Annotated in this window: 16 protein-coding genes and 1 tRNA gene; 7 read left to right on the plus strand and 10 right to left on the minus strand. The window is 67.4% G+C overall.

The features are described 5' to 3' along the window. Position 1: 1 nt before the first annotated feature. From bioH to bioB, 3 genes are all read right to left on the minus strand, one after another. Positions 2 to 775 carry a pimeloyl-ACP methyl ester esterase BioH gene (gene bioH, locus C2U58_RS13210; protein WP_102946278.1) on the minus strand — a complete coding sequence of 258 codons (774 nt, stop codon included), beginning with the start codon at positions 773 to 775 and terminating at the stop codon, positions 2 to 4. A 22-nt stretch (positions 776 to 797) separates the two neighbouring features. Then, positions 798 to 2009 (minus strand): 8-amino-7-oxononanoate synthase, encoded by a 1212-nt coding sequence (gene bioF, locus C2U58_RS13215; protein WP_102946318.1) that lies wholly within the window; start codon positions 2007 to 2009, stop codon positions 798 to 800. An 80-nt stretch (positions 2010 to 2089) separates the two neighbouring features. Then, positions 2090 to 3103 carry a biotin synthase BioB gene (bioB, locus tag C2U58_RS13220; protein ID WP_102946279.1) on the minus strand — a complete coding sequence of 338 codons (1014 nt, stop codon included), beginning with the start codon at positions 3101 to 3103 and terminating at the stop codon, positions 2090 to 2092. 300 nt (positions 3104 to 3403) lie between these two features. Here bioB and C2U58_RS13225 point away from each other — a divergent pair, with 300 nt between their 5' ends. From C2U58_RS13225 to C2U58_RS13240, 4 genes are all read left to right on the plus strand, one after another. After that, entirely contained in the window at positions 3404 to 3832 is a 429-nt protein-coding gene (locus C2U58_RS13225) for a helix-turn-helix domain-containing protein (RefSeq protein WP_301182356.1), read from the plus strand. A gap of 2 nt (positions 3833 to 3834) precedes the next feature. Further along, entirely contained in the window at positions 3835 to 5106 is a 1272-nt protein-coding gene (locus tag C2U58_RS13230; protein ID WP_102946280.1) for a HipA domain-containing protein, read from the plus strand. A gap of 106 nt (positions 5107 to 5212) precedes the next feature. Next, the gene (locus tag C2U58_RS13235) at positions 5213 to 5911 is read left to right on the plus strand and encodes a ComF family protein (protein WP_102946281.1); all 699 of its coding nucleotides are present in this window, start codon (positions 5213 to 5215) and stop codon (positions 5909 to 5911) included. Between the two features lie 64 nt (positions 5912 to 5975). After that, the gene (locus C2U58_RS13240) at positions 5976 to 6539 is read left to right on the plus strand and encodes a DUF308 domain-containing protein (protein ID WP_070208226.1); all 564 of its coding nucleotides are present in this window, start codon (positions 5976 to 5978) and stop codon (positions 6537 to 6539) included. 16 nt (positions 6540 to 6555) lie between these two features. Here the strand turns inward: C2U58_RS13240 and C2U58_RS13245 are convergent, their stop codons facing one another. From C2U58_RS13245 to C2U58_RS13270, 6 genes are read right to left on the minus strand one after another with little or no spacing between them, the layout of a single operon-like run. Continuing rightward, entirely contained in the window at positions 6556 to 8364 is a 1809-nt protein-coding gene (locus C2U58_RS13245) for an MFS transporter (protein ID WP_102946282.1), read from the minus strand. A 50-nt stretch (positions 8365 to 8414) separates the two neighbouring features. Continuing rightward, complete coding sequence (gene nagA / locus C2U58_RS13250) at positions 8415 to 9530, minus strand: N-acetylglucosamine-6-phosphate deacetylase (protein ID WP_102946283.1); 1116 nt, start codon at positions 9528 to 9530, stop codon at positions 8415 to 8417. Further along, entirely contained in the window at positions 9527 to 10303 is a 777-nt protein-coding gene (locus C2U58_RS13255) for a DeoR family transcriptional regulator (protein WP_102946284.1), read from the minus strand. The genes nagA and C2U58_RS13255 overlap by 4 nt, the downstream gene beginning before the upstream one ends. 33 nt (positions 10304 to 10336) lie before the next feature. Further along, positions 10337 to 11644, minus strand: a complete 1308-nt coding sequence (locus tag C2U58_RS13260) for a D-tagatose-bisphosphate aldolase, class II, non-catalytic subunit (RefSeq protein WP_102946285.1) — start codon at positions 11642 to 11644, stop codon at positions 10337 to 10339. 37 nt (positions 11645 to 11681) lie between these two features. Then, complete coding sequence (locus tag C2U58_RS13265; protein ID WP_172448142.1) at positions 11682 to 12629, minus strand: ROK family protein; 948 nt, start codon at positions 12627 to 12629, stop codon at positions 11682 to 11684. Next, on the minus strand, positions 12622 to 13779 hold the full coding sequence (locus tag C2U58_RS13270; protein ID WP_102946287.1) for an SIS domain-containing protein: 1158 nt from the start codon (positions 13777 to 13779) through the stop codon (positions 12622 to 12624). Before C2U58_RS13270 ends, C2U58_RS13265 begins: the two co-directional genes overlap by 8 nt. 322 nt (positions 13780 to 14101) lie before the next feature. On the opposite strand from C2U58_RS13270, the gene C2U58_RS13275 reads away from it, so the two are divergent. The 3 genes from C2U58_RS13275 to C2U58_RS13285 all read left to right on the plus strand — a co-directional run bounded on the left by C2U58_RS13275 (position 14102) and on the right by C2U58_RS13285 (position 21971). Continuing rightward, positions 14102 to 17461, plus strand: a complete 3360-nt coding sequence (locus C2U58_RS13275; RefSeq protein ID WP_102946288.1) for a TIM-barrel domain-containing protein — start codon at positions 14102 to 14104, stop codon at positions 17459 to 17461. Between the two features lie 136 nt (positions 17462 to 17597). Further along, complete coding sequence (locus tag C2U58_RS13280) at positions 17598 to 20591, plus strand: TonB-dependent receptor (RefSeq protein WP_102946320.1); 2994 nt, start codon at positions 17598 to 17600, stop codon at positions 20589 to 20591. Between the two features lie 24 nt (positions 20592 to 20615). Further along, complete coding sequence (locus C2U58_RS13285; RefSeq protein WP_102946289.1) at positions 20616 to 21971, plus strand: Gfo/Idh/MocA family oxidoreductase; 1356 nt, start codon at positions 20616 to 20618, stop codon at positions 21969 to 21971. A gap of 120 nt (positions 21972 to 22091) precedes the next feature. Here C2U58_RS13285 and C2U58_RS13290 read toward each other — a convergent pair. Next, a tRNA-Arg gene (locus C2U58_RS13290) sits at positions 22092 to 22168 on the minus strand. Positions 22169 to 22274 lie beyond the last annotated feature (106 nt).

The raw sequence follows: 22274 nt of genomic DNA on the forward strand, positions 1-22274 counted from the left end.
CTCAGTTCCGTAAAGGCGGAAGGGTGGAAACAAAGTGGAGCAGCTGTGCGGCCACGTCGTCGGTGTGGCCGAGGAACGGCGCGTGGCCGCCATGGGCGACCACATGCACGCTGGAACGCGGTGCCAGCGCCGCAGCGGCCTGCATGCCACGCGCCGACACCAGCCGGTCGCGCTGCCCGGCCAGCCACAGGCTGGGGACCGGCAGGCTGGGCAGGGCGCCGCGCAGGTCGGTGCCCTCGAGCAGGCGCAGGCCTTCCTGCAGCGCGCGCGGCGTGGGCTCGCCGCGCTCCACCAACATGGCGCGCAGGCTGCGCAGCTCCTGGCGGGCGTGCTCGGAGCCCATCGCATCCAGTGCCAGGAAGCGCTCCAGCGTGCCGCGGTAGTCGGTGGCCAGATCCTGGCCGAACTGTTCGAACACGGACGGTTCCACTGCGTGCGGCCAGTCCTCGCCACGCACGAAGCGCGGCGTGGCCGCGATCATCGCCAAGCCGCGCACCTTGGGCACGGTGGCCGCGGCGTGCAGTGCGAACAGGCCGCCCAGCGACCAGCCGCACCACACGGCCGGCGGGGTGGCGGCGGCAATCGCGTTGACCACGAAAGGCAGGCGCAGCGGCGTGGCATCGTCGCGGCTGTGGCCATGCCCGGGCAGGTCCACCCGATGCAGCTCGAACTGTGCGGCCAGCCGCTCCACCAGCGGTGCGAACACGCCGCCATGCAGGGCCCAGCCGTGGATCAGCACCAGCGCCGGCCCGCTGCCGGTCACCTCGATATGCATGCTCACCGGTACCGCCCGTGCATCACGCGCTCAGTGCATCCAGTGACTGCTGGCGCAGCACATGGTCGCGCGCGTGCGCGATCGCGTCGGTCAATGCGCGCACTTCCGGAACGGTGTGCAGCGCGGACAGGGTCACGCGCAGGCGTGCCTTGCCCTCGGGCACGGTCGGCGGACGGATCGCGCTGACCAGGAAACCGGCTGCTTCCAACGCGGCCGACAGCGCCATCACGGTCGACTCGGCGCCGCACAGCAGCGGCTGGATCGGCGTGTCCGACGGCATCAGTTCGAGCCCGTGCTGGCGTGCGCCGGCACGGAACACGCCGACCAGTTCGGCCAGCTTCTCGCGGCGCCAGTCGTCGCGGCGGGCCAGCCTCACCGCCGCCAGTGCGGCAGCGGCCTGCGCCGGCGGCACGGCGGTGGTGTAGATGTAGGGGCGTGCGGTTTCGGCCAGGTGCTGGATCAGCGCGTCATCGCCGACCACTACTGCACCACTGCCCCCCAGCGCCTTGCCGAGCGTGACCAGCTGCAACGGCACGTCGGCCACGCCCAGCCCGGCCTCGGCTACGCAGCCCCGGCCATGCTCGCCGACCACGCCCACGCCGTGCGCGTCGTCGACATACAGCAGGGCCTGCTGCATGCGCGCCACCAGCGACAGCGAGCGCAGCGGCGCGATATCGCCGTCCATGCTGAAGACGCCGTCGGTGACCAGCATCGCCGCGCCTTCGGCCGCATGCTTGAGCTGGCGCAGCGCGCCTTCGGTGTCCAGGTGCGGGTAGCGGCGCAGGCGGCAACCGGCCAGCCGCGTGGCGTCGAGCAGGCTGGCGTGGTTGAGCCGGTCCTGCACGCACACGTCATCTTCTTCGGTCAGCAGCGCCTGCTGCACGGCCAGGTTGGCGGCGAAGCCGCTGCCGAACAGCAGCGCGCGCGGGTAGCCGAGCCAGTCGGCCACTTCCTGCTCCAGCGCCTCGTGCAGCGCATGGTGGCCGCAGATCAGGTGCGAGGCGGTGGCGCCGGCGCCTTCGCGCGCGGCAGCGTCCTGCAGCGCACTGACCACGCCGAACTGCTGGGACAGGCCCAGGTAGTCGTTGCTGCAGAAGCCAGTGAGCCACTGGCCATTGAGTTCCAGACGCACGCCATCCCGGCGGGTCACGGTGCGGCGCACGCGGATCCGGCCCTGCGCATCGCGAAGCTTGCGCTGGGACTGAATACGGTCGTGCAGGTCAGGACGGGCCATGGTCGTCATGTCTCATGGGCGGGCAGGGGAGCTAGCGTACCCGGTTGCCGGGCGTTGCGCTGCACCGCCCGGGGCGGGGCTCAGGCCGCTTGTCCGCAACCGCCGCCACAGGTGATGTCGGCATGCACGGTGGCATCCACCTGCACCGCCATCGGGCGCAGTCCCAACCGGCTGAACAGGACCAGGTCGCGCTCGGTGTCCGGGTTGCCGGTGGTCAGCAGCTTCTCCCCGTAGAAGATGGAGTTGGCCCCGGCCAGGAAGCACAACGCCTGCAGCTCGTCGCTCATCGTCTCGCGCCCGGCCGAGAGCCGCACCATGGCCTTGGGCATGGTGATGCGGGCCACCGCGATCATGCGCACGAACTCGAACGGATCCAGCTCGGCGCTGCCGTGCAGCGGCGTGCCCGCGACCTGGACCAGCCGGTTGATCGGCACCGAATCGGGGTGGGCTGGCAGGTTGGCCAGCGCCAGCAGCAGTCCGGCGCGGTGCGCACGGGTCTCGCCCATGCCGACGATGCCGCCGCAGCAGGTCTTCAGCCCGGCCCGGCGCACGTGTTCCAGCGTATCCAGCCGGTCCTGGTACTGGCGGGTGTGGATGATCGAGTCGTAGTAGTCCGGCGCGGTGTCCAGGTTGTGGTTGTAGTAGTCCAGCCCGGCCTCGCGCAGGGCAGCTGCCTGCTGGCCATCGAGCATGCCCAGGGTGGCGCAGGTCTCCAGCCCCAGCGCCTTCACCTCGCGGATCATCGCCGCCACCTTCGGAATGTCGCGGTCCTTGGGCGAACGCCAGGCCGCACCCATGCAGAACCGCGACGCGCCCGCCGCCTTGGCCTGCCGGGCCTTGGCGACCACCTCGTCGGTGGCCATCAGCTTCTGCGCGCTCACCCCGGTGTCATAGCGCTGCGCCTGCGGGCAGTACGCGCAGTCTTCCGGGCAGCCGCCGGTCTTGACCGAGAGCAGGGTGGACACCTGGACCTCGGCCGGATCGAACGCCTCCCGATGCACGCCCGCGGCCCGGTACAGCAGCTCCGGGAGGGGCAGCTCAAACAGCGCCAGCAGCTCCTCGGGGTGCCAGTCGTGGCGGATGACAGAAGCCATGGGAGTGTCCTGACAGATTGCGGAAGCGAGGGGCGGCAGTCTGGTGAACGTCATCGTGACTGTCAACTTATCGGTATCGATTACGGTTTACATGGGTAGTGCCGCTGTCACCGTTAATGTAAGATAAAAACATCATTAATCCATTCTGTGATGATTTAATTCAACATACAAAATGCGTATCCGACTTTTCATGAACAATGTGAGATAAATGCATCACCAAGCCATCCTGTGATGGATATATCCGACATGGCAAAGCGAACTCCTCCTGCAAGACCGCAGCATGCCAAACGCATTGAAGCGATGGGGCAACGCCTTCGTACTGCCCGGTTGGCCCGGGGGATGACCCAGGCCAACCTTGCCGAACGGGTGGGCGTGGACCGCACCACGATTGGCAAACTTGAGGCAGGCGACCCCAGTACAAGTCTCTCGACAGTGCTCCGCGTGTTGTCCACGCTGGGCCTTGAGCAGGACATCGACAGGATCGCAGCAGCCGACGAGGTGGGGGCACAGCTCGCTGCCGGGAACCTGCGACGTCCGTCTCCGCAGCGGAGCAAGCCAAGCCGGCGTGTTGCCGGAACTCAAACCGATCAGGTCAACGAAATGCGAACGCCTGCGGCCAGCAGGGTTGCAGAGCCCGAAGCAGACCGTTATGCACTGCGTGACCGCCATCGGCCGCCGCCGATCCCGCTTCCTCCAGGTGCGAGAGCCAAACCAACGCGGGGCAGCTAGGGATGGCAACGTCCGAACAGGTCGATCGGGAAGTCTGGCTCGACGCGCCAGCGCTATGCAGGCCAGTGCAATTGGGTTGGCTGAGCAAACGTCCGAGCAGGGCAGGGGATATCGTCGCCTTTGCCTATGCCGACCAGTGGCTGGACGGTGTACAGGGAACGCCATCATTTGCGCTCGACGGAAGCTTGCCGCTGGTCGAGGGTTGGCAGTACGCCCACAGCGGTGCAGCCGGACTGGCCCCTGCCTTCCATGACTGCTCGCCAGATCGCTGGGGTCGCCTTCTGATGGAACGTCGAGAAGCGGCCCGCGCACGCCGTGACGGCGAAAAGCCAAAGGGTCTGCGTGCCTGGGACTATCTGATGGGCGTGGACGACTACACCCGGATGGGCGCTCTACGGTTGCGTGACCCGGACAGCGGCGTCTGGATGGCCGACGGGGAACCTGCAACACCGCCCATCACCGATTTGCGGCGTCTGGAGACCATCGCGGAGAAGGTGGAGTCGGGCGCCAGGATGACTCCGGACGAGGAGGCGCGATGGCTGACGCAACTGGTGGCGCCTGGCGCCTCGCTCGGCGGTGCCAGGCCCAAGGCAGGCTACCGTGATCCCGATGGCTCCCTGTGGCTGGCCAAGTTTCCCGGTCGCGACGACGGCCATGACGTTGGCCTATGGGAATACGTCACCCGCGAGCTTGCTGTCGCAGCAGGCATAGAGATGCCGCCTGCAGTACTTCTGGCCCTGTCGCCACGCGGGCACACTTTCGCCGTAAGGCGCTTTGATCGAGTCGGAACCGATCGTATCCACTTTGCCTCGGCCCACACGCTTCTCCAAGCCGAACACAGCGAAGACCACAGCTATCTCGACCTGGCACGCGTCATTGAAGAGCACGGCGCTGAAGGACAGATCAAGAGCGATCTCGAACAGCTGTTTCGACGGGTTCTCTTCAATGTGGTCATGGGGAACCGTGACGACCACCTTCGCAATCACGGCTTTCTGCGGCAGCAGACAGGATGGATGCTGTCCCCGGCCTATGACATCAACCCCAACACGGCCAGCGACACACACGTGCTCGCACTGGATGCAGGTGACCCGACGCCAGGCACGGCGCATGTTCTGGACACCGCGGGCTACTATCAACTCTCCGAAGAACGCGCAGCCAACATTGAACTCGAAGTGCGACGCGCAGCGGAGCGCTGGAAACACGTCGCACGAGCTCACGGAGCGAAAAGGACGGAAATTGACCTGATGGAAACCGTCATTGATCCCCATCGCTGACTCGCTTCTGGTCCGGTTGGCCACACCCGGAGCGGGCTTTTACTGATATCGCCGAGCGGCTTCGCGCTCGAAGCTTGTGAGGCCGATTCAACTCTCGCCTTCTGAAATGCTCAGCAGCTTCCGCAACGTGCTTTCGTGGATGGGCCGTCAGGTCCTGCCGCTGCGTTGCCTGGTCTGCGCCGATCCGGGCCATGAGGGGTTGGACCTGTGCGCCGCGTGCTACGCCGACCTGCCCTGGAACGACCATGCCTGCCCGCTGTGCGCGCTGCCCCTGCCGCCGGAGGAGCCGGCGGCCATCTGTGGGGCATGTCTGCGTCAGCCGCCACGGCAGATGGGCGCAGCTGCCACCTTCATCTACGCGCCGCCCATCGACCGTCTGGTCCTGCGTTTCAAGTTCCATCAGGACTTGGCGGCAGGAAGGCTGCTGTCGCAGTTGATGCTGCAGGCTGTCCCGGAGTTCGCGTTGGACCCGTTGATGCCGATGCCGCTGCACCGGCGGCGGCTGCGCGAGCGCGGTTACGACCAGGCGCGGGAGTTGGCCCGGCCCCTGGCGCGTGAACTGGGCGTGCCGCTGTGGTCGGGGCTGTGCCGCAGCCGCGCCACGGTGGCGCAGTCGACGCTGGACGCGGAGGCCCGCCGCCAGAACCTGCGCGGGGCCTTCGCCGTAACGGCCACCCCGCCGTCCCGGCTGACCCTGGTCGATGATGTGATGACCACTGGCGCCACTCTGGACGGCGCCATGCGCGCGCTGAAGCGATCCGGGATGGAGCAGGCCACGCTGTGGGTATGCGCCCGCGCGCCCTGACACCTTGTCGCGGCGCCCATGCAGGCCTAGCATCGCGCTTGACCTCCTTCACAGGAACACCGTCATGAGCCAGGCGTCGGATCTGCGCGGTACCTCGTTGTTGTCGTGGGTGGGCCGCAGCTGGTGGGTACTGCTGCTGTACGGCCTGGTGGCCATCGGCTTCGGCCTGATCGCGGTGATGCGGCCCCTGTCGGCGGCAGCCGGCCTGGCCTGGGCCATCGGGGTCATGGCCCTGATCGAAGGCCTGATCAGCCTGTTCGCGGTGTTCGGCGGCAACAGCGGCGCGCCGCGCGGCTGGGCGCTGGTCTACGCGGTGGCGTCCGTCGGCTTCGGTGCACTGGCGGTGATCAATCCACTGGTGACCGCAAAGGTCCTGGTACTGCTGCTGGCGATCTGGCTGGTCATGGCCGGCGTGTACCGCATCGTCTACGCGATCCGGGTGCGCAAGCAGATCGAAGGCGAATGGCTGCTCATCGTCAGCGGCCTGCTGGCCATCGTGCTGGGCGGCATGATGTTCGCCAACCCGCTGGGCGGGGTGGCGGTGACCACGCTGTGGATCGGCATCGGCAGCCTGCTCTACGGCTTCCTGCAGATCGCAGTGGCATTCCGCCTGCGGAAGCTGCGCTGAGGCTTCCGCAGCGCGGTCAGCGGAACCGCGCTTCGATTTCTTCCAGTGTCTTGCCCTTGGTCTCCGGCAGCAGGAACGCGGCCACCAGGAAGTACAGCAACGTGCAGCCGGCCCAGAAGAAGAACATGCTGGCGTAGCCGTGGTGGCCGACCGTGGGCAGGAAGATCGCGGCGATCACGGTGGACACGAACTGGTTGATCAGCAGTGCGATGCTCATGCCGTTGGAACGGATGCGGGTAGGCATCAGCTCGGACAACGCCAGCCACACGCAGACGCCGGGGCCCACCGCGAAGAAGGCCACGAACAGCAGGATGCAGCCGGCCACCAGCCAGCCGTGGGTGGGCGACGGCACCGGGCCGATCACCGCGCGCTCGATGACCAGCGGCGCGCTTGCGGCGGCAGCCGGGTCCGGGAACGGATTGAGGTGGAGGCGGCGGAAGAACGTGCCGATCACGCTGTCGGCCGAGACCGCATCTTCGCGGCGGATCTGCAGCGTGGTGTCGATCGGGTTGTCGCTGCGCAGCGAGCGTACGTTGCTGAAGCCGCCATAAGAGTAGGAGACGGTGAGCTGCAGCGGCTGCCCCTCGGCGCTGCCGTCCAGGCGGCGCCACTGCGCGGCATCCATCGGCAGCGCAAGGGAGTCGCCGACCAGCTGCTGCTGCAGCGTGGCGTGCACGTCCAACCGGCCATGCTCGCTGCGCACGAACAGCAGCGCCGCGCACAGCAACGCCACGGTGATGCCGCCGGTACCCAGCATCAGCAGGAACTTGCGGCCCTTGCGGTCCACCAGCACCAACGCGACCACGGTCATCAGCGCATTGAGCAGCTTGATCGAAACGTCGGCCCAGTTGGCCACCGCTCCGGGCAGGCCGGCCTGGTGCAGGATGTTCACCGCATAGGCCAGCACCGAATTGATGCCGGTGGCCTGGGTGAAGGCCAGCACCAGGCAGGCCAGTATGAATGGCCACACGTAACGGCGGCTCAGGAGCGGGTCGCGCTTTGCGGGCGTGCCGTCGCTGGCGGGGGCGTCAGGCGCCTGCATGCGGGCCAGGGTGGCTTCCACCTCGGTCGGCGCCACGGTGCGCTGCAGTGCGCGGCGGGCTTTGTCGATGCGACCGCGGCGCACCAGCCAGCGCGGCGATTCGCTGATCAGCAGCGCGCCGCCGGTGAACACCAGCCCCGGCAGCAGGCAGCTCCAGAAGATGGTGCGCCATGCATGGTCCTTCACCGCGAACAGCAGGCGCTGCTGCTCTTCGCCGGGCAGGTGCGCCACGGCTGCCGTGGCCACGTCCACGCTGTGGGCGTGGTACAGGCCGATCACCGCCGCCAACACGAGGCCGATGGTGAGCAGCAGCTGGAACATTGCCGCACCGCGACCGCGCCGCTCCGGGCTGAGCACTTCAGCCAGGTACAGCGGCACCACCACGCCGATCAGGCCGCCGCTGATGCCCTGCAACAGCCGCCCCATCAACAGCGGTCCGTAACCCTCCGAGAGCGCCATCACCGGAATGCTGGCGGTGAACAACAGCCCGGCCAGCACCATCGCCCCGCGCCGCCCGATCAGGTCGGCCACCGCGCCGGCAAACAATGATGAGAGCACGCTGCCCAGCAGTACCGCGGCCACCACGAAACCCAGCTGCTGGGTGGTGAGCTGCCAGCTGGCCGTAGCGGTGGCCTCGAGATAAGGCAGCGCGCCAGCGATGATGCCGATGTCGATGCCGTAGAGCAGGCCGCCCATGCCGCCAATGAACAGCAGATAGCGCACCGGCCAACGCGGTGCGTCGGCGACAGCGGGCACGGGCATGGCGGCGGAAGCGTCGTTCATGGTGCGGTCCTGTCTACGTTTTGAGCGCGCCGCAGCCGGCGCGGAGTGACTTAGTCGAGCGTGATGCGTTCGCCTTCCACCACGACCTGCTGCACGCGCAGGTCGCGGTCGAGCACCACCAGGTCCGCCCAGGCGCCAGGTTGCAGGCGACCCCGGTCTTCCAGCCCCAGATAGTCGGCCGGGAAGCGTGAAACACGGTCTGAGGCGTCATCCAGCGCCAGTCCCAGCGCAACCAGGTTGCGCAGCGCCTGGTCCATGGTCAGTGCGCTGCCGGCCAGCGAACCGCTTTCCAGACGCACGCAGCCCAGGCACTTGTGCACCCGCTGCACGCCCAGCGCGTACTCGCCATCGGGCATGCCGGTGGCGGCGGTGGCGTCGGTCACGCAGTACAGGCGCGGGATCGCGCGCAATGCGGTGCGGATCGCGCCGGGGTGGACGTGCTGCAGGTCGGGGATGAGTTCGGCGTACTGCGCATGCGCCAGCGCCGCGGTGGCGATGCCGGGGTGGTAGTGGTCCACGCCGGTCATGCCGTTGAACAGATGGGTGAAGCCCGCTGCGCCGGCGTCCAGCGCCGCTACGCCCTCTTCATAACTGCCGGCGCTGTGACCCAGCTGCACGCGGATGCCCAGCGCACTCAAGGCGGGAATCAGCGCCAGGTGCTGGCCGATCTCTGGCGCCATGGTCAGCACCTTGATCGGTGCGATGGCGTGCAGCTGGCGCACGTCGTCCAGCGTGGCTTCCACCACCAGCGGCGGCTGCGCGCCCAGCCGTTCGGCGCTGATGAAGGGCCCTTCCAGATGCACGCCCAGCACGCGGGCGGTGCCCGGCGCGCGCTGCGTGATCGCACCTGCCAACCCCTGCAGCGCCCGCACGATGTCGTCCGCCTCGGCGGTCATGGTGGTGCCCAGCAACGCGGTGGTGCCATGCCGCGCATGCGCGCGCGCCACGGTCACGGCGGTGTCGCCACCCTGCATGATGTCCACCCCGGCGCCGCCATGCACATGCAGGTCGACGAAGCCCGGCAGGATGTACGGCACCTCGTCGTCGCCACGCGGGTCGGCGTGCTCGCTGCGGATCGCAACGATGCGCTGGTCGAAGTGGATGTCGCCACGCACCCACCCGGACGGGGTCAGTACGCGGCCATGCAGGAAGGCGGCAGGGTTCACGGCGGGGACTCGGCGATGATCACTTCGATGCCCAGCTTCTGCAGCCCGTCCAGGTAGTCCGGGTCGATGCTGGCGTCGGTGATGATGGTGTGGACCTGGTCGAGGCGGGCGATGCGGTGCAGGCTGACGTGGCCGAACTTGGACGCGTCGGTCAGCACCACCACGCGGCGCGCGCGCTCCACCATGCGGTGGTTGAGGCGGGCTTCGGCTTCGTGGTGGGTGGTGAGCCCGAACTGCAGGTCCAGGCCATCCACGCCCAGGAACAGGGTGTCGAAACTGTAGGTGTTGAGGCTGGCCTCGGCTTGGCTGCCCTGCAGCGACAGCGATTGCTTGCGCAGCAGGCCGCCGGTGAGCAGCAGTTCCACGCCCGGTGCATTGGCCAGTTCCCAGGCGATGTTGAGCCCGTTGGTCATCACCGTCACGTCCTGGTGTTCGCGCAGGTGGCGGGCCAGGGTCATGGTGGTGGACCCGGAGTCGATGATGATGTTGTCGCCGGCCCGCACCAGCCGCGCGGCATGCGCGCCGATGCTGTCCTTCAGCGGCAGGTTCAGCGCGTCCTTCTGGTGGATGTCCTGTTCCAGCGGCGGCTTGCGCACCAGCGTGGCACCGCCGTGGGTGCGCGTGGCCAGGCCCTGCGACTCGATGTGGGTCAGGTCGGCACGGATGGTCACGGCCGACACGCCGAAACGGTCCACCAGTTCACTGACCTGCACGTTGCCGTGGTCGACCAGCAACTGCAGGATCTGCTGGCGGCGCTGCCGTGTGTTTCGCATGAAGGCGATTCCGTTCGGAAGGAAAGCCGAAGCTTACCGTTCCGAAACCTCCGTGGCAGAAAAACTTTCGTTGACGCACGCTCGCGCGTACTCGGCCAGGCGCAGCCCCACCTTGTGGCGGATCAGCGCCAGCGGCTCGACGGCCAGCACGCCGGCCTGCACCGCACGGGTCTGCTCCGGCAGGAACTGGCTGAGCAGCATCAGCGGCGGTGGCACCCGGGTCAGGTTGTCGACCAGCGTGGCCAACGCCGCCTGCACTTCCGGCTCACCCCAGTAGTAGCGGCTGCGGTCGCTCAGCGAGTACGCACGCAGCAGGCGCTGTTCGTGCGCGCTGCCGGTGTAATAGCTGGCCCAGCTGCCGGGCTTGTCCAGCATGCAGCGCTCCAGCACGTCGATCAGCTGCGAGGCCTCGGCGGCGGGCAGCAGTTCGCGTTCGATCATCGCCAGCGCGAACACCGCTTCGCGGAACGCATACGTCGCCGCCGGACCGACCTTGAGGATGGCGAAATGGTCGCGCACCAGCGCGTGCAGGCCCGCTTCGGTCTGGTAGTCGGTGGAGTGCGCCTCGAACACGATGCGCGGCTGGGTTTCCACGAACGCGGAGAGCGCCTGCGCGGCGGCCGGGTCGTAGTAGTGCACGCTGCTGTGGTCAAAATCCACGCCGGGTTGCACCACCATCGCGATCACCCGTTCCCATGCCGGCAGCAGGTCCGGTGCAGAGAAGGCTTCGCGATGGATCGCCAGCGTGAGCGCGGCGGCCGTCGGCGTGGTTACCGCCAGCCCGCCTTCCAGCGAGGCCTCGCCGCCCGGCACCGGCACTTCGGTGCCGATCACATACACCGGTGGCGGCAGGCCGTTCTCGGCAGCGGTACGCTCGGCGATGCGCGCCAGCTCCGCCGAACGCGCCGCGACGATGGCGTCGGGCAGCGGGGTCGGATCGTCGGCGCAGGACATGCTGCAGTCCAGGTGGATCTTGTGGAAGCCGGCCGCCACGTACGCAGCGATCAGCGTGCGCGCGTTGGCCATCGCCACGTCGGCAGGCCCCTTCTGCCAGGCATTCGGACCGAGGTGGTCGCCGCCCAGGATGAGCCGCTCCACCGGGAAATCGTGGTTGCGTGCCAGCTGCAGTACGTAGTCGCGGTACTGCGGCGGGGTCATGCCGGTGTAGCCGCCGAACTGGTCCACCTGGTTGGAGGTGGCTTCGACAAGCAGCACCGTGTCGTACGTACGCGCCACGTCCATGGCCGCCAGCAGCACCTGCTCGTTGCTGCAGCACACGCTGTACAGGCCAACAGGCTGGCCCTGGCGATGGGCAGCGATCAACGATTGAACGGCAGACATGGCAGCACTCCTGGCGCAGCAGAATGGGGGAAGGGATTCAGGGCGCGCCGTGCAGCTGGCGGGCCAGCAACGCCGCGCCGCGTGCACCGCCGGCATCGCCGAACACCGGCGGCAGGATCGGCGGCACGCGCACCCCATTGAACAGGTAGGCCGCGATGGCCGCAGGCAGGTCGCGGTACAGCTGTTCCAGCTTGGAAAGGCCGCCGCCCAGCACGATCACGTGCGGGTCCAGCGCCAGGATCAGGCTGGCGAAGCTGTAGCCGAGCAGGTCGCGATGGATCGCCAGTGCGCGCAGCGCGATCGGGTCGCCGGCGTGCGCCAGTTCGACCACCGTAGTGGCGTCGCGGGCCTGGCCGCCGTGGCGTTCGTGGATCATGGCCAGGCCGCTGCCGGACACGTAGCGCTCCAGGCAGCCGCGCAGGCCGCAACCGCAGTCCAGCAGTGGCAGGTCGTGGCGCAGCTGCAGGGTGGCGGGCAGGCTCCAGTGACCCCACTCGCCGGCGATGCCGTTGTTGCCAGCCACCAGCTGGCCGTGCAGGCAGTAGCCGCCGCCGGCACCGGTGCCCAGGATGACGCCGAACATGCTGGGGTAACCGGCCGCGGCACCGTCATGCGCCTCGGACAGCGCAAAGCACTGCAGGTCGTTGCCCAGCGCGAGCGGGCGTTGCAGCCGCGCTTCCAGATCGTGCCCGACGGTACGCCCGCTCAGGGCCGGTACGTTGGCGCTGAGCTGCACACCGCTGTCGCGGTCGCGCACGCCGGGCAGTCCGATGCCCACTGCACTGGCGCGCGTTCCGAGCGCAGCGTCGGCATCGTCCACCAGCTGGCCGATGGTTTCGACGAACGCGGCGTAGTCGTGGGTGGGGGTGGCCACGCGCTGGCGGTGGTGCACCTTCAGTCCGGCGTCGCAGGCCACCAGTTCGATCTTGGTGCCACCGATGTCGATGCCATACCAGCGCTGCAGGGGCATATCGGACTCAGCCATGGTCGTGGATGGTCACGCCCTGCACCACGCGGTTGACGGTGCCGTCGGGGAAGGGGTTGTCGGGGGTCAGGCCCAGCGCGGCCGAACGCTGCAGCGCGAAGCACTGCGCCATCACCAGCCAGAGCGGGGCGAGCCAGGTGTCGGGCAGGGCGGGCACGTCGAGCACGAAGTCGCCTTCGGCGCTGTCCGCGCCGGCCGGGCCGACCGAGATCACCCGTGCGGCGATGCCATCACGGCGCAGCTCTTCCAGCAGGTCCTGTTCGTAGCGGCGTGCCAGCGGCAGCGCGCTGCGCAGCATCACCACCAGCGTGGTGCCGTTGAGCGTGGATTTGGGGCCGTGGCGGAAGCCCAGCGGCGTGTTGGCCAGTGCAAGCACGCGGCCGGCGGTGAGCTCCAGTACCTTCAACGCGGCTTCGCGTGCGGTAGCCTCCAGCGGTCCGCTGCCCAGGTAGATCACCCGCGAGATGTCGCCTTGCGCAAGCGCAGCGACCGGCGCGTCCCAGGCCTGCACGGCCTGTTCGCCACACTCTGCGAGGTTGCGCAGGCGCGCGGTGCGTTCCGCCCACGGAGCGCGCTCGAACACGCTCAAGGCGGCCAGCAGCATGCAGCTCAGGCTGCTGGTCATGGCGAACGCGCGGTCGCAGCTGGCCGGCGGCATCAGCAGAGACAGCGTGTCGCTGCGACCCTGACCGCGCTGCGCCAGCGCGCCATCGGCATTGCAGGTGATGTCCAGGAACCGCGCCTCGTCCACCTGCGCACGCACCAGTTCCACTGCTGCCACGCTCTCCGGGCTGGAACCGCTGCGCCCGAACGACACCAGCAGGGTCGGGCGGTCGCGCTGCAGGTACAGCATCGGGTGGGTCAGCAGGCTGGTGGTGTGGAGGGCGCGCACGTCGGCCGGCCACTGCGCGTTGATCTGGTCGGCCACCATCTCGGCAATGAAGCCCGAGCTGCCGGCACCGGTGAAGATCACCCGCTGGTTGGGATTGTTCAGGGCGTCGCCCAGGAAGGCGTCGATTCGTTCGCGCGCGCCGTCGATCACCGCAGCCAGGTTCGACCACAGGGCCGGTTGCTGCGCGATCTCTTCAGCGGTATGCGCGCCACCAAGGCGCTGCCAGGCGGGCAAATCAGGGAGCAGGGTGACGTCCATTCGCGGTTCCTGTTGGGCAGGCAAACAATCTTCGTTTTCTTTCGAAATGTCAAATAACGAAAGATATAAATAAGATTGGTCGGTCACAGTTTGCAATCGCAATTTTCCCGGCAGCGCAATCGGAATCGTGCGCGCCGTGACAACTCAAGGGAAAATCCGCGCATTCAGGTAACAGAAAGCAAGTGGTGCTTTGCATCAACTTTCGTTTCAAACAAATTCCTAAGCTTTTTTCTTTGCAATTTATTGACATCTTTCGACAGCCTGCCCCATAGTCGGCCGCACTGGTTTCGGACACCCGCCAACTGCGGGCTTTGGGGGCGAAGTGGTTACCCGTTGTCGACGCACCGTACTGGCCATCGCGCTGCTTTCGTCCCTGTCGCTGGCGGCCCTGCCTGCGATGGCCGCGCCGCTGGGCAATCTCGCCACGGTGCAGGCTGCGCCTGGCAGCGAGACCACCGCCTGGAACCTCAGCACCGACAATGGCATGACCGTGCGCGTGGACCTGCTGCGCACCGATCTGCTGCGCGTGCAGGCCAGCCGCACCGGCACGTTGCAACCGGCGGGCGACAAGGCTGCGCCGATTGTGTTGCCGCAGCCCGCCGGCGCCGTACCGTTCACGCTTGAAGAAGACGCCGCCGAGGTGCGCATCCGCACCGACGCGCTGGTACTGCACATCCAGCGAAAGCCACTGCGGCTTGCACTGGACCGCCGCGAGGGCGGCAAGGACGTGGCGCTGTGGCGCGAACTGCAACCGCTGGACCTGGACACCGCACAGAGCGTGCAGGTGCTCAGCAGCCAGCCGGACGAGCAGTTCGTCGGCGGCGGCCAGCAGAACGGCCGGTTCGCCTTCAAGGGACGCGAACTGGAGGTGTCCTATTCCGGCGGCTGGGAAGAGGGCGACCGCCCCAACCCGGCGCCGATGCTGCTCAGCTCGCGTGGCTGGGGCATGCTGCGCAACACCTGGAGCGATGGCAGCTACGACCTGCGCCAGGCCGACCAGGCCACGCTGCTGCATCGCGAAGACCGCTTCGATGCCTATTACTTCGTCGGCGACGGTCTGCCCGCGCTGCTGGATCGCTACACCGCGCTGACCGGCCGCGCCGCGTTGCTGCCGCGCTGGGCGTTCTCGTATGGCGATGCCGACTGCTACAACGACGGCGACAACATCAAGAAGCCCGGCAGCGTGCCCGAAGGCTGGAGCGATGGCCCCACCGGCACCACCCCGGACGTGGTCGACAGCGTGGCGAAGCAGTACCGCGCGCACGACATGCCTGGTGGCTGGATCCTGCCCAACGACGGCTACGGCTGCGGCTACAAGGGCCTTCCGGAGACGGTGAAGGGCCTGGCCGGCTACGGTTTCAAGACCGGGCTGTGGACCGAGAACGGCGTGGACAAGATCGCCTGGGAAGTGGGCACCGCCGGTACCCGCGTGCAGAAGCTGGACGTGGCCTGGACCGGCAAGGGCTACCAGTTCGCGATGGACGCAAACCAATCCGCGTTCAACGGCATCCTGCACAACTCCGACTCGCGCCCGTTCCTGTGGACGGTGATGGGCTGGGCCGGCATCCAGCGTTACGCGGTGGCCTGGACCGGCGACCAGAGCAGCAGCTGGGACTACATCCGCTGGCACATTCCCACCCTGGTCGGTTCCGGGCTGTCAGGCATGGCCTACGCCAGCGGCGACGTGGATGCGATTTTCGGCGGCAGCGCCGAAACCTTCACCCGCGACCTGCAGTGGAAGGCGTTCACTCCCGTGCTGATGGGCATGTCCGGCTGGTCGGGCAGTGCGCGCAAGCACCCGTGGTGGTACGACGAACCCTACCGCAGCATCAACCGCGACTACCTCAAGCTCAAGATGCGCATGACCCCGTACATGTACGGGCTGGCGCATGAGGCGGCCACCACCGGCGCGCCGATCCTGCGCGCGCTGATGTGGGACTACCCGCAGGATCCGAATGCGTGGGACGAAACGTTCAAGTACCAGTTCCTGCTCGGCCGCGATCTGCTGGTGGCGCCGGTGTACCGCAGCCAGGCCGCCAGCCGTGGTTGGCGCCGCGACATCCATCTGCCGCAGGGCCGCTGGATCGACTATTGGGACGGTCGCGAACTGCAGGTGGGGGCGGAAGGCCGCACCCTGGATCGTCCGGTGGAACTGGCCACGATTCCCCTGTTCGTGCGCGCCGGTGCGATCGTGCCGATGTACCCGGAGATGCTGTTCGACGGCGAAAAGCCGCTCGACGAAGTCACCTTCGACCTGTACCCACAGGGCAGCTCGCAGTACACGCTGTACGAAGACGACGGCAACACCCGCCGCTATGAGAAGGGCGAGTCCAGCCAGCAGCAGGTGCGCATGCAGGCACCGGCGCAGGGCAGCGGTCCGGTGCAGGTCAGCATCGACGGCGTACGCGGCCAGTACCAGGGCCAGCTGGCGCAGCGGCGCTATGCGCTGCGCGTGCTGAGCCGGCAGCGCCCGACGGCGGTGGCCCTCGACGGCCTCGCGCTGCCAATGCTGGCCGACGCTGCCGCGTGGAACGGGGCCAGCGAAGGCTGGTACTACGACGCTGCCGAGCGCAAGGGCACCGTGCATGTGCGCACCGCTGCGGTGGACATCCGCACGCCGCTGGCCTTCCAGCTCGACATCCCGCAGGCCACGGCGCCTGCCGATGACGCCTTCCCCGCCGCGCCGGTGCTGGGCCGCGCGCTGCCCGCCGACAGCCTGCTGGTGGTCAACCGCCCGGCCGAAGAGCGCGGCTATGAACTGGAGAAAGCCTTCGACGACGACCCGGCCACCTGGTTCCGCACCGTGCGCAACCAGGCCGTACGCACCGGCGCCCACGAATGGGTGATCGGGTTCGGCGAACGCCGCCTGGTCGACGGTATCGTGCTGGCGCCGCGCAACGACCAGCACTGGAAGAGTGGCCAGGTCCGCGACTACGAGATCTACCTGGCCGACACCAATGGCGAGTGGGGCGAACCGATCAAGCGCGGCCGCCTGGCGCTCAGGCAGGACAAGCAGCAGATCGACTTCCCCGCGCATGCCGGCCGCCTGCTGCGCTTCCGCGTGCTCAGCGTGCAGAACCCGGAAGGCGACGGCGCCGCCGCCAGCGATCCGATGGTCACCGCCGCGCAGGGCAGCGTCGCCCGCGCGGTGGACGCCCTGCAGCCGCGCGACGTCGGGCCGATCACGCTGAGTACGTTCCAGATCCTGGAGCACCAGGTACCCGAGCGTCCGGCGCAGCAGCGCTACCTCTCCGAGCTGGCGCTGCCGGCCGCCGCGACCGCACAGGTGCGCGCCGACCTCGCCTTCCAGGGCGGCCAGCCGATGCGCATGAACGGCCTGCTGTTCCGCCGTGGACTGGGCGTGGGTCCGGCCAGCCGCATCGACCTGCAGTTGCAGGGCCAGTGGCGCCTGCTGCGTGCCGACCTCGGTATCGATGACGCCTGCCGCACCGCTGGTGGCATGCAGTTCCAGGTCTGGGGCGATGGCCGGCTGCTGTACGACAGTGGCCTGGTCAAGGCGCCGGGCGTGGTCAAACCCGAACTCGACATCCGCGGGCTGCAGACCCTCAGCCTGCGCACCCTGGGCGCACAAGGCGCGCAGCCTACCCAGGTATGCGGCAACTGGGCCAACGCCGCACTGATCGGACAGGAGGGCGATACCGCCAGCATCGTATCGCCGTAACCCACCGCACCACGCGTCATACCACCTCACTCCACGGTTTTCCGACTTCGGCCCTCTGGCCGTGGTGCGGGGAACTGTTGCCCGAAACAAACCCACCCTGGCAGCCCCACGCTGCGGAATGTACAAGGAGCCAACGATGTTGAACGCACGCCATCGCCGCATCCCCGCCACCCCCTTGTCCGTCGCGCTGGGCCTTGCCCTGGCCGTGAGCGGCCCCGCGTTCGCGCAGGACGACGACACCGCCACCGACGCCAAGTCCAAAGCCAACGCCAACGCCACCGAACTCGCGCGCGTGCAGGTCACCGGCTCCAACATCCGCCGCAGCGACGTGGAAACGTCCTCGCCGGTGCAGGTGATCAGCAAGCAGGACATCGAGAACATGGGCGCCCGCACCCTGCTGCAGGTGCTCGACAACCTGCCGGCGGCGCGGCCCGGCCAGCAGGATTCGCGTTCGCTGTTCACCGGCTCCGACGGCGCCTCGCAGGCCAACCTGCGCGGGCTGGGCGCGCAGGGCACGCTGGTGCTGCTCAACGGTCGCCGCCTCTCGTACTACGGTGCACCGGCCGGGTTCCAGACCCAGTTCGTCAACATCGACGCCATTCCTGCCGCCGCCATCGAACGCATGGAAGTGCTGACCGACGGCGCCTCTGCCGTATACGGAACCGACGCGGTCGCCGGAGTGATCAACGTGATCACCAAGCAGAGCTACCAGGGCGCGGAGGTCAACATCACCGCCGACCGTTCCTCGCGCATCGACTCCTACGGCGAGCAGCAGGGCAGCATCACCGCCGGCTTCGGCGACCTGGACGAGGACCGCTACAACATCTACGCCTCGGTCAACCTGTACCGGCGCAATGCAATTCCGCTCAGCGACTTCTACGACAAGCGGCCCAGCCAGTACTACGTCAACAACCCGAACTACATCACCAACCTGCGCCTGGGCACCGGCAGCAAGCCGGGCGTGTTCAACCCAGGCAGCTACTTTGCGTTCGATCCGGTCACCGGTGCAAAGGTCCAGGAGGCGGCGCCGGGCTGCAACAACATCCTCACTACCGAAGCAGCGGGTCCCCGCTGCATCTGGGAAACGTGGATGAACAACGAGATCGACGCAGGCGCGAAGACCGAGCGCAACACCGTCTACCTCAACGGGCACTTCCTGCTGGGTGAGTCCACCGAGGCATTCGCCGAAGCCACCTACACCGACATCGACCTGACCGCCAACGGCGGCACGCCGCGCGCCTACAACACCACTACCGGCAACCCCACCAGCTGGTTCTCGCGCAACACCGGTACCACCGTCAACCAGTTCCTGTACCCGTACCTCGGCCCCAACAACGAGTACAACCTTGCCAGCCCGGAGCTCAAGGCGATGATGGGCGGCGTGGTAGGCCTGCAGTACCTGCTGCAGGACGTTGGCGCCAACCACTTCGGCCAGCGCAACACCGACCAGAGCTATCGCGTACTGGCCGGCCTGCGTGGCAGCCTGGGCGAAGACTGGAACTGGGAAACGGCCTTCGCTACCGCCGGCACCCACTCGGTGACCTACCAGACCACCAACGTGAACCTGGAAGGTTTCGAGCGTGCGTTCGGACCGTACACCGTGGACCCGGGCACCGGGCGCGTGATCATCTCCGATCATCCGGCGTACCAGTTCGGCGTGATCAACGAGAAGAACGCCCAGCTGATCCGCGAAGCGTTCCCGACCTTCGACATCCAGTCCTGGACCCGGCTGCACACCCTGGACGGCAAGATCGAGGGCCCGTTGTTCAGCATGCCTGCCGGCGACGTGCGCGCCGCGTTTGGTTTCAATGCCACCCGCGAAACGTTCTACACGCCTGGCAACCCGGACGCGGCCAATGGCCTGATCACCCAGCAGGGTGGCTCGTGGTTCGATGGCAAGCGCAACACCTATGCGCTGTTCGCCGAAGCCGTGGCGCCGCTGACCGACAAGCTTGAACTGGATGCGGCGCTGCGCGTGGACAAGTACCCCAACTTCAGCGCCAACCTCGCCCCGAAGATCGGCTTGAAGTACCAGGTGCTGCCGCAGCTGCTGCTGCGTGGCACGTACTCCGAAGGCTTCCGTGCCCCCAGCCTGGCTGAGGCAGGTACCGGTGGTGTGTTCGCCCAGCTGGGCGGCTTCCGTGACGAGATCCGTTGCGACGAGACCAATGCCATCGCCAACCTGCTGCGCCAGTCCAGCCGCAGCGGCGACGTGGAGCTGGGCAACTCACTGCTCAACAGCGACTGCAGCCGCACCGTGGCACGCATGACCCAGCCCAACCCGGATCTCAAGCCGGAAAAGGCGAAGATCTCAACACTGGGTTTCGTCTATGAGCCGGCCAGCTGGATGTCGATCTCCGCCGACTACTGGTTCATCTATCGCCGCAACGAGATTGCTGCGCCCGACTACAGCAAGGAAGAAGACATCCAGTCGATGACCCGCTCGCCGATCACCGATGCGGATCGCGCCAACCAGGCGGCGCTGGCGGCCATGTGCGCCGGTCCGGCCAGCGGCGTGGCTTGCCCGACCACGCTGCCGGGCTACAGCGTCGGCAACGTGTCCAGCGTGGTGGGACAGTACAAGAACCAGGGCCGCACGCTGGTGGACGGCTTCGATATCGACGCACGCAGCCGCTTCTCGCTGGGCGACTGGGGCTCGATGAACATCGGCGTGGCGGCGACCATCGCGCGGCGCAAGGAGACCTACACCGACGATGAACTGCGCTGGTACTACGGCAACACCATCGGGTACTACGGCAACCCCCGTCTGCGCGCCACCTTCAACGCGGACTGGAACTACAAGCAGGTCACCACCAGCTTCTTCATCAACTACGTGGGCACCACCAAGTGGGCCTGGGACCGGATCGATGCGGAAGACAACAACCCGGAAACCTGCACGGCCGGTTACCTCCCGGTGAACCCGGCCCAGTGCGACGGCGTGCCGTCGTGGTGGACCGCCAACCTCAGCGTGGGCTGGCGCCCGGACGACCACTGGAGCCTGGGCTTCACGGTCAAGAACCTGTTCAACCGTCTGCCGTTCTACGACCCGAACAGCTTCTTGGGTGACTCCAGTGACTATGCCAGCATCTTCGGCCGCAGCTACAGTCTGCAGGTCGGCTACAAATTCTGATTGTTGCAACAGGAGTAACGTTCCATGAAACGTAGGGAATTCATTGCCGCCAGCGCGGCCCTGGCCGCCACCAGCCTGCTGCCGGAAACCCCGGCCTGGGCCCGCGGGCGCACGCTGCGGCTGGGCCTGATCGGTACCGGCATGCGCGGCCAGGTGCTGCTCAAGGAGCTGGTCCGCCGCGACGACGTTGAAGTGGTCGCGCTGTGCGACATCGAACCGATCATGCTCAAGAAGGGCATGGACATGGTGGCGAAGACCGGCAAGCCCGCACCCAAGGCGTACGGCCAGGACGGCGACCGCAACGCCTGGAAGCGCCTGCTCGAGCAGCGCGGCCTGGACGGCGTGATCATCGCCACCCCGTGGGAATACCACGCCCCGATGGCCATTGCCGCCATGCAGGCCAAGGTGGCCGTGGGCTGCGAAGTGGTGGCCGGCATCACCCTGCAGGACCACTGGGACGTCCTCAAGACCCAGCTTTCCACCGGCACGCCGTACATGCTGCTGGAGAACGTCTGCTACCGCCGCGACGTGATGGCCGCGCTGCAGATGGTGCGCAAGGGCGTGTTCGGTGAACTGGTGCACCTGCAGGCCGGTTACCAGCACGACCTGCGCGGGGTGAAGTTCAATTCCGGCGATCCCTCCCAGCCGTACGACAGCGGGGTGGAATTCGGCCCCAACGCCTGGTCCGAAGCGCGCTGGCGCACCCAGCACTCGGTGGATCGCAACGGCGAGCTCTACCCCAGCCACGGCATCGGTCCGTGTGCCATGTACACCGGCATCAATCGCGGCAACCGCTTCACCCACATCAACGCCTTCGCCAGCAAGTCGCGCGGCCTGCATGAGTACACCGTGGCCAAGAGTGGCGGCACCACCCACCCCAGCACCAAGGTGACGTTCAAGCTGGGCGACATCGTGACCACCACCCTGGCCTGCGAGAATGGCGAGACCATCCTGCTGCAGCACGACACCTCGCTGCCGCGTCCGTACTCCATGGGCTTCCGCGTGCAGGGCACCAAGGGCCTGTGGATGGACGTCAACCAGTCCATCCACATCGAAGGCCGCAGCCCGCCGCACAAATGGGAAGCCTTCCAGACCTACCAGGACCAGTACGAACACCCGCTGTGGAAGCAGCACGCCGACACCGCCGCCAGCGCCGGCCACGGCGGCATGGACTGGTTCGTGATTCACGCGTTCGTTGAATCGCTCAAGGCCAAGGCCCCGATGCCGATCGACATCTACGATGCCATCACCTGGAGTGCGATCACGCCGCTGTCCGAGCAGTCCATCGCCAACAGCTTCCAGACGTTGGAGTTCCCGGACTTCACCGCTGGGTTGTGGAAGCAGCGAAAGCCGATCTTTGCGTTCGACGGGACGTACTGATCAATGGACCAGCCCGGCGCAACTTCGGTGCGCCGGGTACCCCGCAACCACGGACGAACACAACGCGGTAGAGCCACGCCCTGCGTGGCTGCGCGGTGAATTCTGCGGAACGGGGAAAGATGGCGCGCCCGGAGGGATTCGAACCCCCGACCAATGGCTTCGGAAGCCACTACTCTATCCGGCTGAGCTACGGGCGCATCTTGGAACCGCCGCAGCGCCATGAGACGGTGCGGGACGGGCATTCTATCCGTAAACGCGGCGCAGGTCTGCCCCCTTGGGCCAATCGCGTCGCAGCGCACCCCG

Origin of the sequence: Stenotrophomonas sp. VV52 (assembly GCF_002893095.1) — a bacterium.
In the GTDB taxonomy this organism is placed as follows: Bacteria; Pseudomonadota; Gammaproteobacteria; order Xanthomonadales; family Xanthomonadaceae; genus Stenotrophomonas; species Stenotrophomonas aracearum.

Bases quoted from the DNA above. Each gene is read 5' to 3' on its own strand.
- bioH (WP_102946278.1), bottom strand. From the start codon at position 775: ATGCATATCGAGGTGACCGGCAGCGGGCCGGCGCTGGTGCTGATCCAC.
- bioF (WP_102946318.1), bottom strand. From the start codon at position 2,009: ATGGCCCGTCCTGACCTGCACGACCGTATTCAGTCCCAGCGCAAGCTT.
- bioB (WP_102946279.1), bottom strand. From the start codon at position 3,103: ATGGCTTCTGTCATCCGCCACGACTGGCACCCCGAGGAGCTGCTGGCG.
- C2U58_RS13225 (WP_301182356.1), top strand. From the start codon at position 3,404: ATGGGGCAACGCCTTCGTACTGCCCGGTTGGCCCGGGGGATGACCCAG.
- C2U58_RS13230 (WP_102946280.1), top strand. From the start codon at position 3,835: ATGGCAACGTCCGAACAGGTCGATCGGGAAGTCTGGCTCGACGCGCCA.
- C2U58_RS13235 (WP_102946281.1), top strand. From the start codon at position 5,213: ATGCTCAGCAGCTTCCGCAACGTGCTTTCGTGGATGGGCCGTCAGGTC.
- C2U58_RS13240 (WP_070208226.1), top strand. From the start codon at position 5,976: ATGAGCCAGGCGTCGGATCTGCGCGGTACCTCGTTGTTGTCGTGGGTG.
- C2U58_RS13245 (WP_102946282.1), bottom strand. From the start codon at position 8,364: ATGAACGACGCTTCCGCCGCCATGCCCGTGCCCGCTGTCGCCGACGCA.
- C2U58_RS13255 (WP_102946284.1), bottom strand. From the start codon at position 10,303: ATGCGAAACACACGGCAGCGCCGCCAGCAGATCCTGCAGTTGCTGGTC.
- C2U58_RS13260 (WP_102946285.1), bottom strand. From the start codon at position 11,644: ATGTCTGCCGTTCAATCGTTGATCGCTGCCCATCGCCAGGGCCAGCCT.
- C2U58_RS13265 (WP_172448142.1), bottom strand. From the start codon at position 12,629: ATGGCTGAGTCCGATATGCCCCTGCAGCGCTGGTATGGCATCGACATC.
- C2U58_RS13270 (WP_102946287.1), bottom strand. From the start codon at position 13,779: ATGGACGTCACCCTGCTCCCTGATTTGCCCGCCTGGCAGCGCCTTGGT.
- C2U58_RS13280 (WP_102946320.1), top strand. From the start codon at position 17,598: ATGTTGAACGCACGCCATCGCCGCATCCCCGCCACCCCCTTGTCCGTC.
- C2U58_RS13285 (WP_102946289.1), top strand. From the start codon at position 20,616: ATGAAACGTAGGGAATTCATTGCCGCCAGCGCGGCCCTGGCCGCCACC.